The sequence below is a fragment of the Sorangium sp. So ce204 genome (genome assembly GCF_051526795.1).
In the GTDB taxonomy this organism is placed as follows: domain Bacteria; phylum Myxococcota_A; class Polyangia; order Polyangiales; family Polyangiaceae; genus Sorangium; species Sorangium cellulosum_B.
In genome coordinates this window covers 1,847,761-1,863,474 of sequence record NZ_CP150317.1, presented here as the reverse complement: position 1 = coordinate 1,863,474, position 15,714 = coordinate 1,847,761, and the positions used below count along the sequence as shown (strand labels likewise).

General features: G+C 68.4%; 12 protein-coding genes. 6 read left to right on the top strand and 6 right to left on the bottom strand.

Features of this window, described 5'->3' with window-relative positions:
- Positions 1-413: 413 nt before the first annotated feature.
- The 3 genes from tssC (at position 414) to WMF22_RS06955 (ending at position 4,749) form a co-directional block, all read left to right on the top strand.
- On the top strand, positions 414-1,886 hold the full coding sequence (tssC, locus tag WMF22_RS06965) for a type VI secretion system contractile sheath large subunit (RefSeq protein WP_437298319.1): 1,473 nt from the start codon (positions 414-416) through the stop codon (positions 1,884-1,886).
- Positions 1,887-1,968: 82 nt separating this feature from the next.
- Positions 1,969-4,083 carry a M13 family metallopeptidase gene (locus WMF22_RS06960; protein ID WP_437298318.1) on the top strand — a complete coding sequence of 705 codons (2,115 nt, stop codon included), beginning with the start codon at positions 1,969-1,971 and terminating at the stop codon, positions 4,081-4,083.
- 33 nt (positions 4,084-4,116) lie between these two features.
- Complete coding sequence (locus WMF22_RS06955) at positions 4,117-4,749, top strand: glutathione S-transferase family protein (RefSeq protein ID WP_437298317.1); 633 nt, start codon at positions 4,117-4,119, stop codon at positions 4,747-4,749.
- A 651-nt stretch (positions 4,750-5,400) separates the two neighbouring features.
- Here the strand turns inward: WMF22_RS06955 and WMF22_RS06950 are convergent.
- Positions 5,401-5,745: a hypothetical protein gene (locus tag WMF22_RS06950; RefSeq protein ID WP_438035261.1), complete on the bottom strand. Its 345-nt coding sequence runs from the start codon at positions 5,743-5,745 to the stop codon at positions 5,401-5,403.
- Between WMF22_RS06950 and WMF22_RS06945 the strand changes: the two genes are divergently transcribed.
- Positions 5,744-6,814: a glycoside hydrolase family 43 protein gene (locus WMF22_RS06945; protein ID WP_438035260.1), complete on the top strand. Its 1,071-nt coding sequence runs from the start codon at positions 5,744-5,746 to the stop codon at positions 6,812-6,814. The genes WMF22_RS06950 and WMF22_RS06945 overlap by 2 nt on opposite strands.
- Positions 6,815-6,837: 23 nt before the next feature.
- On the opposite strand, the gene WMF22_RS06940 is transcribed toward WMF22_RS06945, so the two are convergent.
- Complete coding sequence (locus tag WMF22_RS06940; protein WP_437298315.1) at positions 6,838-7,500, bottom strand: hypothetical protein; 663 nt, start codon at positions 7,498-7,500, stop codon at positions 6,838-6,840.
- On the opposite strand from WMF22_RS06940, the gene WMF22_RS06935 reads away from it, so the two are divergent.
- A complete protein-coding gene (locus WMF22_RS06935) occupies positions 7,472-9,184 on the top strand; it encodes a family 43 glycosylhydrolase (protein ID WP_438035259.1) in 1,713 nt (570 codons plus the stop codon). The genes WMF22_RS06940 and WMF22_RS06935 overlap by 29 nt on opposite strands.
- 2 nt (positions 9,185-9,186) lie before the next feature.
- Positions 9,187-10,674: a UxaA family hydrolase gene (locus WMF22_RS06930; RefSeq protein WP_438035258.1), complete on the top strand. Its 1,488-nt coding sequence runs from the start codon at positions 9,187-9,189 to the stop codon at positions 10,672-10,674.
- A gap of 97 nt (positions 10,675-10,771) precedes the next feature.
- On the opposite strand, the gene WMF22_RS06925 is transcribed toward WMF22_RS06930, so the two are convergent.
- The 4 genes from WMF22_RS06925 to WMF22_RS06910 all read right to left on the bottom strand — a co-directional run bounded on the left by WMF22_RS06925 (position 10,772) and on the right by WMF22_RS06910 (position 15,541).
- On the bottom strand, positions 10,772-12,085 hold the full coding sequence (locus tag WMF22_RS06925; RefSeq protein WP_438035257.1) for an MFS transporter: 1,314 nt from the start codon (positions 12,083-12,085) through the stop codon (positions 10,772-10,774).
- Positions 12,086-12,116: 31 nt separating this feature from the next.
- On the bottom strand, positions 12,117-13,247 hold the full coding sequence (locus tag WMF22_RS06920) for a mannitol dehydrogenase family protein (protein ID WP_438035256.1): 1,131 nt from the start codon (positions 13,245-13,247) through the stop codon (positions 12,117-12,119).
- 53 nt (positions 13,248-13,300) lie between these two features.
- Positions 13,301-14,314 carry a zinc-binding alcohol dehydrogenase family protein gene (locus WMF22_RS06915; protein ID WP_438035255.1) on the bottom strand — a complete coding sequence of 338 codons (1,014 nt, stop codon included), beginning with the start codon at positions 14,312-14,314 and terminating at the stop codon, positions 13,301-13,303.
- A 195-nt stretch (positions 14,315-14,509) separates the two neighbouring features.
- Complete coding sequence (locus WMF22_RS06910) at positions 14,510-15,541, bottom strand: amidohydrolase family protein (protein ID WP_438035254.1); 1,032 nt, start codon at positions 15,539-15,541, stop codon at positions 14,510-14,512.
- Positions 15,542-15,714: the final 173 nt, after the last annotated feature.

The window sequence follows — 15,714 nt, the reverse complement described above, 5'->3', positions numbered from 1 at the left end:
CGTTCGGAGCGCTGGCGCCGCGCGGCGCCGCGCGGCCACGACCAGGACGGGCGTCGCCGCGGGGGCGTCGGCGCCTGATCCGGGAGCGCGAGCGGGCAGACTCGAACGAAAGCCCTTATGTCTTCGGCTTCCGTGGGAGCACCCACACGTGATTTGTAACACTGCAGTCGCGCGTTCGCCATGGGCTTTTCATGTCCGGTCGACACCTGACTCGCGTGCTGAAGGAGCGTTCCGCGCGGGCGTCCGAGGCGCGTTTCTCCTCTGGCGGCGCCGCGCCATGCCGCGCGTTTCTCCTCTGGCGGCGCCGCGCCGTGCCGCGCGCCGCCCCCGCCCGGGCGCGGCGGGGCGCGGCGCGCGGGCGCCGGCGTGTCCATCGCTTCCAGCCGGCGAGCGACCGTGGTAAATTTCCGGACATGCAAGAGGGGCAGCACGAAGAGCCGGTGATGGGGAGCAATGGCTCTCTCCTTGCGGAGCTCCTGGCGGAGACGGGGGTCGCCTCCACGAGCGGCGCCTACCACGATGTGAAGCGGGGCGTGGAGGCGGTGGTCGGCAAGGTCGCGGGCCGCCCGGAGGCCGGCGCGGCGCTGGACAGCGCCCTCATCGACCTGTGGATCGCGGAGATCGACCAGCGGCTGTCGCGGCAGATCGACGAGATCCTGCATCACCCGGTGTTCCAGCGCCTCGAGGCCGCGTGGCGAGGCCTGAAGTTCGCCATCGATCACATCGATTTCCGGGAGAACATCCGCGTCGAGATCCTCAACTGCTCGAAGGACGATCTGCTCGCGGATTTCGAGGATTCGTCCGAGGTCGTGAGGAGCGGCCTCTACAAGATCGTCTATTCGTCGGAGTTCGGCAATTTCGGCGGCAAGCCGTTCGGCGCCGTCATCTCGAACTACGAGTTCGGCCCCGTGCCCCAGGACATCGCGCTCCTCCAGAAATGCGCGGCGGTGGCGACGATGGCGCACGCGCCCTTCCTGGCCGTCGCGGGCCCGCAGTTCTTCGGGCTCAAGGACTACCGGAAGGTGCCGCACCTCGGCGACATCAAGGCGCTCTTCGAGGGGCCGCAGTACGTGAAGTACACAGCGTTCCGCGAGTCCGAGGACGCGCGCTACGTCGGCCTGCTCCTCCCCCGCTTCCTCCTGCGCCTGCCCTACGGGGCGAGCACCGCCCCCATCCGGGCGTTCTCCTACGAGGAGGACGTCGTCGGCAACCACGCGGCGTACTGCTGGGGGGCGCCCACCTACGCGATGGCGACCCGGCTCGCCGAGAGCTTCGCGCGCCACCGCTGGTGCCTGCACATCATCGGGCCGCAATCCGGCGGCACGGTCGAGGGGCTCACGCTCCACGAGTACGAGGCGCTCGGCGCCATCCAGACGAAGATCCCGACCGAGATCATGCTGACCGAGCGCCGCGAGTTCGAGCTCAGCGAGGAGGGCTTCATCGGGCTCACGTTCCGCAAGGACACGGACAACGCCTGCTTCTTCTCCGCGAACTCGGCGCAGAAGCCCAAGTACTTCGGCCAGAGCGAGGAGGCGCGCGCCGCCGAGGTCAACTACCGGCTCGGCACACAGCTGCCTTATGTCTTCCTCGTCAGCCGGCTCGCCCACTACCTCAAGATCATGCAGCGCGAGCAGATCGGCACCTGGAAGGAGCGCGGGGACCTCGAGCGCGAGCTGAACAGCTGGCTCAGCCAGTATGTCGCGGACATGGATGTCGTGTCGCCCGCCGTGCGCTCGCGCAGGCCGCTCCGCAAGGGGCGGACCTCGGTGACCGAGGTCGAGGGGAGCGCGGGCTGGTACCGGGTCCACCTCGAGGTGCGCCCGCACCTCAAGTACATGGGGGCCTATTTCACGCTGAGCCTGATGGGCAAGCTCGACAGGGAGTGAGGCCGGCCCCGCTCCGGGCGGATTCCCGCGGCGGGCGGCCATCGCGAGCCCGCGCAGCAGCCGGTCTGTGGTAGAGCGCTGTATGCGCACGCTCCGACAGCCTGCCGCTCCCCTCGCGCTCACCGTGGCCCTCTCCGCGCTTGCGGCCTGCGGCCCCGCCGCGAGCCCGCCGCCGGCGCCCCCGCCCCCCACCGTGAAGGCGCTGATGCCGCCGGCGCCGCAGGGCCTCCCTGTCGTCGAGACGAAGCTCGAGAGCGTCGGGCTCGACGAGGCCGCGCTCGACCGATCGGCGAACCCCTGCGAGGACTTCTATCAGTTCGCGTGCGGCGGATGGCTGGCGAAGACCGAGATCCCGGGGGACGAGTCCGTCTGGATGCGGAGCTTCCACGAGATCGAGAAGCGCAACGAGGCGGAGCTCCGGCGCATCCTCGAGGACGCCGCGAGCGCCGGCGACCGGGATCCGGTGACCAAGAAGATCGGCGCCTACTACGGCGCGTGCATGGACGAGCCCGCGGTCGAGGCCGCCGGCGCGAAGCCCATCGCGGACCTCCTCGCGAAGGCGCGGCGGGTGCGCGACCCGAAGGGCCTCGGGGCGCTCGTCACCGAGCTCCACCGCCGCCGCATCTGGGCGCTGTTCGACATCGAATCCGCGCAGGACATGAAGGACGCGACCCGCGTCATCGCGCAGCTCGACCAGAGCGGGCTCGGCCTGCCGGACCGCGACTACTACCTCAACGAGGACGACAAATCGAAGGCGCTCCGCAGGACCTACGAGGAGCACGTCGCGCGGATGATGCGGCTCGCCGGGGCGCAGGAGGCGGCGGCGAAGGCGGCGGCGCTCGATGTTTTGCAGATCGAGACCGAGCTCGCGAAGATCTCGAAGACGCGGGTCGAGCGCCGCGACCCGGCGGGCCTCTACAACAAGCTCGACCGGGCGGCGCTCGCGAAGGCCGCGCCGGCGTTCTCGTGGGACGCGTATTTCCAGGGGCTCGGCCTCCAGGACGTCAAGGAGGTCAACGTGACCTCCGTCCGGTTCTTCGAGGGGCTCTCACGGCTGCTCACGTCAGTGAAGCCCGCCGCGTGGCAGAGCTACCTCTCGTGGCACGTGGTGCGGTCCATGACGCCCGCGCTGCCCAAGGCGTTCGTCGACGAGAGCTTCACGCTGCAGGCCGCGCTCACCGGGCAGAAGGAGGTGCGGCCGCGCTGGAAGCGCTGCGTGGACGCGACCGATGACGCGCTCGGCGAGCTGCTCGCGCAGCCGTTCGTCAAGACGAGCTTCCCCGGCGCGAGCAAGCCCGCGGCCGAGGCGATGGTGCACCAGATCAGCGACGCGTTCGCGCGCGACGTCCGGGCGCTCGACTGGATGGATGAGGGCACGCGGCAGCGCGCGCTCGCCAAGCTCGCCGCGATGGCGTACCTCATCGGATATCCCGACAAGTGGAGGACCTACGATTTCGAGGTCGATCCGAGATCGTACGCGAAGAACGCGCTCGCCGCGCGCGCCTTCCACACGCAGTGGGACCTCGGGAAGATCGACAAGCCGCTCGATCGCGACGAGTGGCAGATGAGCCCGCCCACCGTGAACGCCTATTACGACCCGCAGCGCAACCACATGGTCTTCCCGGCCGGCATCCTGCAGCCGCCGTTCTACAGCGTGAGCTCGGCCGCGGCGGTGAACCTCGGCGGCATCGGCATGGTGGTCGGGCACGAGCTCACGCACGGGTTCGACGACGCGGGCTCGCAGTTCGACCAGAAGGGCAACCTGGAGGACTGGTGGTCGAAGGAGGTCGGGGCGGCGTTCAAGGAGAAGACCGGCTGCATCGAGGCGCAGTACTCGGCCTTCGAGGCGCTGCCGGGGCTGAAGCTGAACGGCAAGCTGACGCTGGGCGAGAACATCGCGGATCTCGGGGGCGTCAAGCTCGCGTTCATGGCGTACCGCGCGATGCGCAAGGGCGCGGCGGAGCAGACGGTCGCGGGCGGCTTCACGGAAGATCAGCAGTTCTTCCTCGCGCACGGGCAGTCCTGGTGCGGCAAGCTGCGCGACGAGGCGCTCCGGCTGATGGTCCAGGTGAACCCGCACTCCCCGCCGCGGTTCCGCGTCAACGGCCCGCTCGTGAACCTCCCGGAGTTCGGCGAGGCCTTCAAGTGCGCGCCGGGCACGCCGATGCGGCCGACCAAGACGTGCGCTGTCTGGTAGCCGCGCGCGGCAGGCTCGGTTAAACGAGCCTCCATGATCCTGATTGGTCAGTACGACTCTCCCTTCGTGCGCCGCGTCGCCGTGGCGCTCCAGCATTATGGGCTCGCGTACGAGCACCGCCCGTGGTCGGTGTGGGCCGACGCGGAGTCCATCGCGAAGTACAACCCGCTCCGGCGGGTCCCCGTGCTCGTGACGGACGGCGGGGAGCCGCTCGTCGAGAGCGCGGCGATCCTCGACGCCCTCGACGACCTGGTGGGGCCCGATCGCGCGCTCCTGCCGCGCTCGGGCGAGGCGCGCCGCGCCGGGCTGCGGATCTCCGCGCTCGCCACGGGGCTCGCGGACAAGGCGGTGAGCCTGCTCTACGAGCACGTGCTGCGCACGGGCGAGCGCCGGAGCCCTGTCTGGGTGGAGCGCTGCACCGCGCAGATCGGCGAGACGCTCGACCTGCTGGAGCGGGAGCGCGCCGCCCGGCGCGGCGACACCTGGTGGCTGGGCGCCTTCAGCCACGCCGACATCGCGGTCGCCTGCGCGCTGCGCTTCGCCTCCGAGGCGCACCCGGCCCTCACCGACGCCGCGAGGCGGCCGGCGCTGGCCGCGCACGCGGCGCGCTGCGAGGCGCTCCCGGTGTTCGCGGCGGTGGTGCAGCCCCTCCACGTGGCCGTGTAACCCCGCGCGCCAGGAATCCCGCCGGAAACACCGGTCGATGAACGAGACCGGGACGCGGCAAGCCGCGTACTGGCCATCGCCTTCGCCGTCGGACTCAGGCACGAATGGCCATCGCATCTACTATCGACGCCCTCAGCAACAACCTGCTGTACGACGTGAGCTCGTCGCCGGGCCATTTCGGTTGACGCCGCTGATGTGAGCGCTCACAATCGCTCGCGAACCACCCCTTCGCTTTGTTCAGGACAGGCCGTCGAGCGCGCAGGGCGCTCGTCCTCGGGATCGACCCCCGCACGGCTCCGCTCGCTCGGTCATCGCGGAGAAAGGCGCGTGATTCACTGCGCCGCGCAACAGGGGTGGGCTCTCCGCGGTCCGACATCGTCGCACGAAAGCCCGTGGCGGCCAGCCGAACCAGCTGTGGACCAGGACGTGAGCCCGAGCTCCGGACATCGGACCGGGCGGGCACCGGCGTCCATCGGCGCAGCAACTACGCGGGGAACCGAGGAGCGAGATGGCACGTTCGGGAAGCAGATCGAGAGCACGATTCCTGGTGGCGCTCTTGTGGACCTCCGGGTGCAGCGACCCGGCGACGACGACCGGCGGAGACGCAGGACCCGATGCCGAGCCCCCCGCGTGCTCCGAGGGCACCTGGGATCACGATGGCGATGGCGCGACGAGCTGCGTCGCATGGACAGCCTGCACCGCAGGCACCTTCGCGAGCGCCGAGGGCTCGCCTACGTCGGACCGGCGGTGCACGGCGTGCCCGGAGGACACCTTCAGCGACACGATGAACGCGCCGAGCTGCAGGACGCACGCGCCCTGCGCGCCCGGGACGAGGCAGACCGCGCCGGGGACGAGCGCCACGCCAGCGCAGTGTGACGGCTGCTCGCCGGGCACGTACTGCGCTGGCGGGACCGCGGCGCCCGTCGATTGCGCGGACGGCACCTGGGACGACGACGCCGATCCCGCAACGACATGCGTCGCGTGGACCGATTGCATGCCGGGGGAGCTCGTCGGCACGGAGGGGAGCAGCACCACGGACCGCAGCTGTGTCAAGTGTACGAACGGCGAGCACACGGCCACGATGAACGCAACCAGCTGCTCCCCGGGTGCCTGGGTGCTGAGCTACTTCGGGCCGAATCAGGACGTGGCGAGCGATTCGCTGCACCTCGCCTACAGCACCGACGGGCTCCGCTGGTCGCCCCTCGCCGATGGACGGCCTGCGTACCAGCTCACCGGGATGGGCACGAACCACATCCGCGATCCGTTCCTGTTCCGCAAGAACGATGGAACGTACATCTATATCGCCACCGACTGGACGCTCTCGGAGAACGACGCGAACTACTGGAACCATCCGAGCTCCAAGATCTTCGTCGCGGACTCGACCGATCTCATCACCTTCACGAATCCCCGGCTGATCACGCTCACGAACCTTCCCGGCCCCGGGGCGACCCCGATGCACGCGTGGGCCCCGGAGGCTTACTACGACCCCGATCGCAAGCTCTATGCGATCATCTGGTCCGGGAACGACACAACGGGCGCGAACCGCATCTACGTCAGCTACACCGAGAACTTCGTCACCATCGTCAACCCGACGCCCGACGTGCTCTTCGATCCGGGCTACAGCGTCATCGACGCGACGATCACGCAATGGAACGGCCGCAACTACCTCTTCTTCAAGGACGAGACGGACAGCAGCGGGAGCGCGCTCACCGGATCGGGCAAGGACATCCAGATCGCGCGCTCCTCGACGCTCGCGCTCGATCCGGGGACGTTCACGCGATGGAGTCCGGGCTACATCACGCGCGGGTCGACCCAGAGCAGCAGACGGGCGACGGAGGGGCCGTTTGTCATCAAGGATCCGCGGCAGAGTCGATGGTACCTGTTCGCCGACTACTACCTGAACGGCGGTGTGTTCGGGTGCTGGAGCACGACCGATCTCGACGCGGATCCGGGCTCCTGGACGGAGCTCCCGAGCGCGCAGTACCGCTTCCCGTCCGGCGTGCGCCACGCGAACGCGGTCCGGGTCACGCAGGCGGAGCTCGACGCGATCATCGCCCACTACTGACCATCCTACCCGATCCGCGGCACCTACAGCGAGGAGTCTCCCTTTATCATGTGCGCACCGAGATCTCCCCACCCAGAGTGCACATCCACCTCTGCGCCATGCGTTACGCTCACGGCGGCAGCTTGCGCCTTCTCCGCGCTGCTCGTGGTGGTCGGGTGCTCGGATCGGCCCTCGACAGATGCGCCGGACGCGTCGACCGGATCACCGAGCAACTCGTTGCGCATCACGACGGCGAGCACAGCGCTCAGCACCTCGGAGTCCGGCGGGCGGGTGACCGTGAGCGTGGCGCTCGACGCCGCGCCGAGCGGGCCTGTCACGGTACCGGTCTCGAGCTCGGATGCGACCGAAGGCTCCGTCTCACCGGCGACCGTCTCCTTCACGGCGGAGGACTGGAGCGTCCCTCGAGAGATCACGGTCGCGGGCGTGGACGACGCGGAGAGCGACGGGGATCGGATCTTCCGCGTCCGCTTCGGGCCCTCGGTCTCTAGAGACCCAGCGTGCGACGGCCTCATCGCGGAGTCCGCTGACATCACGAACACGGACGACGACGGTCCAGGGACGGCGGCGATCGTCGTCAGCGACCCGTCGGGGACCCTCGCCGAGCGCGGCGCGCCCGTGACGTTCACCGTGCTCCTCGCGTCGCCGCCGAGCGCGCCGGTGACGATCGCTCTCAGCGTCAGCGACACGACCGAGGCGACGCTGAGCCACGCGGACCTGACGTTCACGGAGGCGAACTGGAGCACGGCGCAGACCGTGACCCTGAGCAGCGTCGATGACTGGCAGGCCGACGGAGCTCAGCCCGTACGCGTCGTCTTCGACTCACCGGCCAGCGAGGACCCGGAGTATGCGGCCCTCGCCGCCCCCGCTGCTCTCGAGCTCTCCAATCTCGACGACGACGTCGGAGGGGGTTACCAGATCCGCACGACGCACAGGGAGGACGCCCCGCTCTACGTCGCGCACTCCTATTATCACGCGATGATCACCGACCTCGACGACAGGGCAAACAACCAGCTTCCTGCCGATTTCCAGTGGAGAGTGGTGCCCGGCCTGGCGAACCCGGATGATCCGACGCTGGTGTCGTTCGAGCCTGTGGGTTTCGGCGGTCGCTACCTGCACGTCGACAGGATGAACTCGACCCGGTACCCGCTGCAGAGTGAGACGTCCAACCGGGCGAGCGGGCTCTGGCAGACCCCGCCCGAAGAGAGGAGCCACCTTCTGTGGATCGACGTGTTCACGGAGTCCACCGCGTTCCGGAGCGACGCCACGTTCCGGATCGTGCCCGCGCTGAACGGGGATCCGACGATGGTCTCGCTGCAGTGGCACTCGGATGCGACACGTTATCTCCGGCGCCTGAACTACCAGATCTATGCGCACGCGCTCGACGGCACGGCGGTCGAGCGTGCGGAGGCGTCGTTCGCGCTCGAACCGCTCGGCTATTTGATCTCGCAGCGCGCCGATCCCCACATCACGCGGCATACGGACGGTTACTACTACTTCACCGCGAGCGTGCCGGCGTACGATAGCATCGAGATCAGGCGCGCGACCACGATACGAGGCCTGGCCAGCGCGACCCCGAAGGTCGTCTGGACGAAGCACGCGACCGGCCCGATGGCGGCGCACATCTGGGCGCCAGAGCTCCATTTCATCGACGGCAAGTGGTACATCTACTTCGCCGCCGGAAGCTCGACCGACATCTGGGCCATTCGCATGTACGCGCTCGAGAGCTCATCGGCCAACCCGATGGATGGCACATGGATCGAGCGAGGGAAGATCGTGACGGACTCGGACACCTTCGCGCTCGACGCGACGACGTTCGAGCACGACGGCAAGCGCTATCTCGTGTGGGCGCAGGAGGACCCAAGCGTCGCGGGCGACAACAGCAGCTTGTTCATCGCGGCCATGGTGAACCCGTGGACCCTGGCCAGGCCCAGCGTGCGGATCGCCAAGCCCGAGCACGCCTGGGAGACGGCGGGGTTCGCGGTCAACGAAGGTGCTGCCGTGCTCCAGCGGAATGGGCGGGTCTTCATCAGCTACTCAGCGAGCGCGACGGACGACCGCTACTGCCTCGGCCTGCTCACGGCGAGCGCGACGGGCGACCTGCTGAGCCAGAGCTCGTGGACGAAGAACGCCAATCCAGTGTTCGTCAGCGCGAACGGGCTGTATGGCCCGGGCCACAACTCGTTCACGACCTCGGCGGATGGATCGATCGACGTGCTCGTGTACCACGCGCGGAACTACGAGAAGATCACGGGGGACCCGCTCTACGACCCGAACCGTCACACGCGCGTCCAGCGGCTCGAATGGAATGCAGACGGAACGCCGAACTTCGGCGTACCGCTCCTGAACGGCGCGAATACGATTGGTGACTGACGATGAGCTTGGCAGCCTCCCTGTTGCAGATCGATCCCCGAGATGATGTGGCCGTCGCCGTGCGCGGCCTGGCCGCCGGCGATTCGGTGGCCGACGCGATCACCGCCCGCGTCGACATCCCGGCCGGACACAAGGTGGCGCTGCGCGCGATGGCCGCTGGCGAGCTGGTGCGGAAGTACGGCTGGCCAATCGGGCGGGCGACGGTGGCTATTCAGCCGGGCGACCACGTGCACACGCACAACCTGGCCACCGCGCTCTCCGGCCTCGACACCTACGCTTACGAGCCCACGAACCCTGAGCCCCTCCCCGCCACCGAAGACCGCACCTTCATGGGCTACCGGCGGAAGAGCGGGCGGGTGGGCACTCGCAACGAGATCTGGATCCTATCGACCGTGGGCTGCGTCTCGCGCACCGCCCAGAAGGTGGCCGCCGAGGCGGACAAGCGCTTCAAGGGCCGGGTGGATGGGGTCTATGCCCTTACCCACCCCTTCGGCTGCTCGCAGCTGGGGGGCGACCTCGAGGCCACCCGCCGGATGACGGTGGCCCTGGCCGGCCACCCGAACGCGGGCGGAGTGCTGATCATCGGCCTGGGCTGCGAGAACAACCAGCTCGCTCTGCTCCTCGAGAGCGCCGCGCACCTCGATCCGGATCGCCTGCGGTCCTTCACCACCCAGACGGCCGAGGACGAGATCGAGGCGGGCCTCGAGGCCGTCGAGGAGCTCGTGAGGATCGTCGAGCAGGACCGCCGCGAGCCCTGCCCCGTCTCCGACCTGGTGATCGGCCTCAAGTGCGGCGGCTCGGACGGCTTCTCGGGGCTGACCGCCAACCCGCTGGTGGGCCGCATCGCTGACAAGGTCTGCGCCGCCGGTGGCTCGGCCATCCTGACCGAGATCCCGGAGATCTTCGGCGCCGAGCGCCTGCTCATGACCCGCGCCGAGAGCGAGGCGGTCTATGAGGGAATCGTCGGCGTGGTGAACGACTTCAAGAGCTACTTCATCGCCCACGGCGAGCCGGTGTCGGAGAACCCCTCGCCCGGCAACATCGCCGGAGGCATCACGACGCTGGAGGAAAAGTCCCTGGGCGCGGTGCAGAAGGCCGGCCGCGCCCCGGTGACCGAGGTGGTCCACTACGGCGGGCAGATCCGCGGCAAGCCGGGCGTGGCGCTGCTGGAGGCCCCTGGCAACGACGCGGTCTCGTCCACTGCGCTCACCGCCGCCGGCGCGACGGTCATCCTCTTCACCACCGGCCGGGGCACGCCCCTCGGTTTCCCCGCGCCGACGCTCAAGCTCGCCACCAACTCCAGCCTGGCCCAGCGCAAGCAGCGCTGGATCGACTTCGACGCCGGCCGCATCGCTGCGGGCGAATCCATGGATACGGCCGCCGACGCCCTGATGGACCTGGTGCTGGCCACCGCCTCGGGCCGTCCGACCCGCGCCGAGGAGAACGGCGAGCGCGAGATCGCGCTCTGGAAGCGGGGCGTCACCCTTTGAGCCCACGACGCCTGTCGGAGGCCAGGCTCGGCCTCGTTCCGCCGCACGTCGAACGGCCCGCCTAGCCGCCTCCGGCGATCGAGCCGGATGGACGGCCTCATCCCGCGCTGGTAGGCGAACTATCTCGGTCGATCTCCAGGCTGGGGTACCTCGCTGCGCTCGGTACCGACCTGACCTGGAGCGGCTCGATCTTGCCGACGATGACGAGGTAGCTGAACGCGCCGAGCAGGCAGAAGCCGCCCGCCACGACGAGCGGGATCGTGAACGATCCTTTGGTCAGCGAGAGCATCACGCCGGTGAACGTCGTGATGACGATGCCGGCCAGATTCGACGCAAAGTTCTGGATGCCGCTGATCGAAGCCACATGGCGCGGCGTGGGCGCGACGTCGCCGGGGAGGGACCAGATGCTGGCGCCGGCGAACGCGAGACTCGCGTAGGAGATGCCGAAGAAGCCGAGCATCAGATAAATGTTGGAGGTCAACGCCGACAACGTGATCGCCGACGACACCAGCATGCCGCCCACCATGCAGGTCTTGCGTGCGGCGGTGAGGCTCCAGCCACGGCGATAGAGCGCGTCGGAGACGAGACCGCCGATCCAGCCGCCCGGGATCGCCATCAGCGCGGGGATCATGCCGAGCGTGCCGAGCGACCTGAGCGAGAAGCCGCGCGTCTGCACGAGGTAGCTCGGGAACCACGTGATGAAGAAGTAGTTGGTGAAGTTGAGGCAGAAGAAGCCGAGCATCATGCCCCAGAGCGTGCGATGGCGGAAGAGCGACGCCCACGTCACGCTGTTCTGCGCGTCCTCTGCGGGCGCTGCGTGGACGACGTCCTTCTCGCCCGTCATGTCGCCATGCGCGGGGCTCCTGTAGATGACGACCCAGCCGAGGATCCACACCGCGCCGAACAGGCCCGTGATGATGAAGGCCGCCTTCCATCCGAGCGTGTCGATGATGAGCGCGACGAGGGGAATCGACAGCGCCGAGCCGACGCGCGCGCCGCTGTCGAAGATGCCCGTCGCGAGCGCGCGCTCGCGCGGCTTGAACCACTGGCTCACGAGCTTGGCGCAGGCCGGGTAGGCGCCGGCTTCGCCGACGCCGAGCAGCAACCGGCAGCCGAACATGGCCGCGACGCTCGACACGCCGGCGGTCGCAGCGGTGAAGAGCGACCACCAGCCGACGGCGATCGGCAGCGCGATGCGCGCACCCACGCGGTCGACGAACCAGCCGAACGGCATCTGCATGAGCGCGTAGGTCCAGAAAAAGCCGCTCATGATGAACCCCATCTGGGCGGGGCCGATCCCGAGCTCCTTCTCGATCTGGGGCGCCGCGACCGCCAGATTGGCGCGATCGATGTAGTTGATGGCGACGGCGAGAAAGCACAGGAAGAGCACGACCCAACGCATCTTTCTCATCTGCATCTCTCCTTTGGGCAGCCTCACATGCTCACGCGGTCACGGCCGTGCGGAGCGCCGCGCGCAGCTGGGGCTGTTCGAGGTTCAGGCCGAGCTCGCGCGCGAGCTCGATCACCGGCCCGAAGCGGCGTCGCTTCTTTTCGCCATGGTTGCGCGCGATATCGGAGAGCCGGTGATCGAGGAATGGGTTCTGGAAGCGCTGGCGCACCTCGTCGAGGTAGGCGCGCGCGGCAGCGCCCTTGCCGAGCGCATCGAAGACGGGCACCACCTCGTCGCGCCAGAGCGCCTCCAGATCGGCGCGCAAGGCTGGATCCCGCATCGCGTGTAGCGTGTTCTCGTCCGCGGGGCGCCCGCCCTGCTGCCAGCGCTCGGCGAGGTAGGTGTGCCCGAGGTTAAGCAACAGCAGCTTCAAGCGTTCGTAATGGAGCAGGTCGTCCGTCACGATCATCGCTTCATGCTGGCACGGCAGCACCATTCCCTCGCGCCGCTCGATCGCCCAGAGCGCGTAGGGCTCGGCGATCGCGCCGACGGGGCGGATCGGCTCGGAGACGATCCGGTCGACGAGCGAATTCACCCAGATGCACGTGTGCTCGATGTAGCGCAGGAAGGCGGCATCGGCGCCCCACTGGCGCGCGACGCCGGCGACGAGCGCACGCAGCGTGTCACCGTTGTTCGAGACGAGCTCGCAAGGCAGCAGCGTGAGCGGCGCGGCGCCCGCGTCGAAGCGCGCGCGCAGCAGGACGACGAGCTTCGCGGCGAACCCGCGCGGCACGCCCGCGCCGGGCGCGAGCAATGTCGCCGTGTCCTCGGGCAAGCAGGCGTATCCGCTGTCGCTCGTGTTCGAGATCACGACGCGCGCATCCTTCGCGAAGCGCTCGCGCACGAGCGGCCAATCGGTGTTCGCGTCGAGCGCTTCCGTGATCGAGCTGCATTCGATCATCGTATCGACGACCTCTTCGCGGCGCAGCCCGCGGATCCGCACGGGGTAACGCGCCTGCGCGCGCAGCGCGTCGATCCGCGCGCGGCTCTCGGGGTTCGACGTGGTCTGCACCACGGTGATCGTCCCGAGCGCGCGGCCGGCGAGGAGCGCCTCCGAGATGAAAAAGTCCGCATGAGCCTGCAGGAACCGGCTCGTGCCGAACTGAAGAATCGGATTGCCCATGTCAGTGCTCCGGCGGCTCAGCGGGCGCGTACCCACGCGAGGCTCGTGTGCGCTCACGACATGCCCACCATGATCTTGGACGTTCGACCGGGGTGGGCAGCCCAGTCAGCGAGCGCCTCGGGCACGCCTTCGATGGGGATCGATTTCGAGATCAGGATGTTCGGGTCGAACGTGCGTCGCTCGAAGAAGGCGATCACGTCCGAGAACTCGTTCAGGCAGTTGCGCGAGCCGAGGATGTCGAGCTCCTTCATCACGAACAGCCTGGTCTCGTAGCTCACCGGCTCTTTGCCGTACCCGATGTACACGACCCGGCCGCAGAATTTCACCCAGTCCACCGCGTCGCGGTACGTCGCGGTCGCGCCCACGGCTTCGATCACGACATCCGGCCCGTCGCCGTTCGTCAGGTCCATCACGCGCTGGCGTGCATCGGCGTTCCCGAGCACCGCCTCCCGCGCGCCGAGCGCCCTGGCGAGCGCGAACTTTTCGTCCTGCGTGTCGAGCGCGATCACGCGCGCCCCGCGGCTCACCGCGCCGGCGATGGCCCCGAGCCCCACGCCGCCGCAACCCATCACCAGCACGGTCTCCTCGGCCTCGACGCGCCCCCGCGCCGCCGCGTGAAAGCCTACCGAGAACGGCTCGACGAGCGCGAGCTCCGTGAGGCTCAACTTCCGTGACGTGAAGAGCTTCTGGTACGGCACGGCCACGAGCTCGGTCAGCGCGCCATCGCGCTGTACACCCATGGTCTTGTTGTCGCGGCAGGCGTTGCGCCGTCCCGCGCGGCACGAGGGACACCCGCCGCACGCCGTGTACGGCGTGAACGTGACGTCGGCACCGACGCGCCAGTCCGCCTCGACGCCCGAGCCGAGCTCCACGATCGTGCCGGCCACCTCGTGCCCCAGCACCCGAGGGTACGTCACCATCGGGTTCTTGCCCAAGAACGTGTTCAAGTCGGAGCCGCACAGACCGACCCGTTGCACGCGGATCAACACCTCATCGTGCGCCGGTTTGGGCTCGCGGATCTGGCTCACCTGTGCAACCGACGGACCCGTGATCGTCAGGGCTTTCATGCTGTCATTGCCTCGCTGAGCGACTTCGTTCACTCGCGGCTTTCACGGCGCGCTCCGCAGCCGGGGCCGCTTCGTTCTGCCAGAGAACAGAGCGCCATGTCGAATGGCCGAAGCCGAAGCGACGTGGCGTTGCTTCACGATCCATGAGCGGTGCGGCGGGCGCCGCCTTCGTCGTGGCGCCCGGGACGCCGCTGTTCAGGGGTGACGCGCGTAGAACTTCTGCGCATTCTTGTACATGACCTTGTCACGTGCTTCCTGACCAAACTCCTTGAGATAGAGCTCGGCGATCTCGATCTCCGAAGCGAGGCTGCCGCCCATGTCGACGACGGGCCAGTTGCTGCCCCAGATCAGCCGGTCTTCGCCGAAGGCCTTCATCAGCACATCGAAGTGCGCCTTGTACGCCGCGAGGTCGGTCGGCGCCTTCCAGGGATCGTCCTCGGTGGCGGCCGGGTTGTACATGTCGAAGAACGACGAGAATTTGATGTAGATGTTCGGGTGCCTGGCCAGCCGCTGCATCGCATCGACCCAGGCCGGATCCGGCGTCGGCCCTTTCGCGCCCGCCAGGTGGTCGATGATGATACGGAGCCTGGGCACCGCGGTCGCGAGCGCCTCGACCTTGTCCTTCGGGTTCAGGGTGCCGCGGCTGATGATGTCGAGGGTCATGCCCTTGGCCGCGAGCTCCTCCAGCGAGGCGAGCTGCTTTGCGTCCAGCGTCAGCTTCGGGCTCCAGAGGAAGCCGCGAATGCCGACCACACGCGGGTCCGCGGCGAGGCGCGCCAGATCGGCGCTGAAGCTCGGCGATCCGATCTCGAGCTGCGCGACGAGGAACTTGAAGAAGTCGTTGCCCTTCGTCGTCTCGAGGACCTTGAAGTTGTCGTCGACCACGGGGCTGGCTTCGACGACGCCGGTGCCGATGATGCCATTCTGCTTCGCGATGGCTTCATACTCGGGCGGCAACACGTCGCGGTAGATCGGCTTCTGCTTGGCTTCCGGCCAGACGACGCCGCCCGGACGCGTGACCTGGTAGAGATGGATGTGCGTGTCGAGGATCGGACCCCGCTGCTCCGCCGGCGCCGCCAGCGGGGCCGCCGCTTTGCTCGTGTCGCCCGCCGTCTCGGGTGACGTCGCGGTGGTCGCGGAAGACGACGCACACGCGGCGAGCGGCGAGAGCGTCATCATCAGGCACAACTTGGCGAAAGTCGTGGGAATACTCGTGAGTATTTTCATGGTGGAGTCTTTTTGGAGTCGGTGCCGAACGCGATCCCGATAGCGAAGGTGTCGCTGCGCACGACGACCCCCTCATGGCAAAGCAGAATAAGGAGGCTCCAATGTGAACGTTCACATAAGCGATGTCAACACCATTTCTCCATGAGGCCAAGCTCGGACTCGGGTGGCGGGCA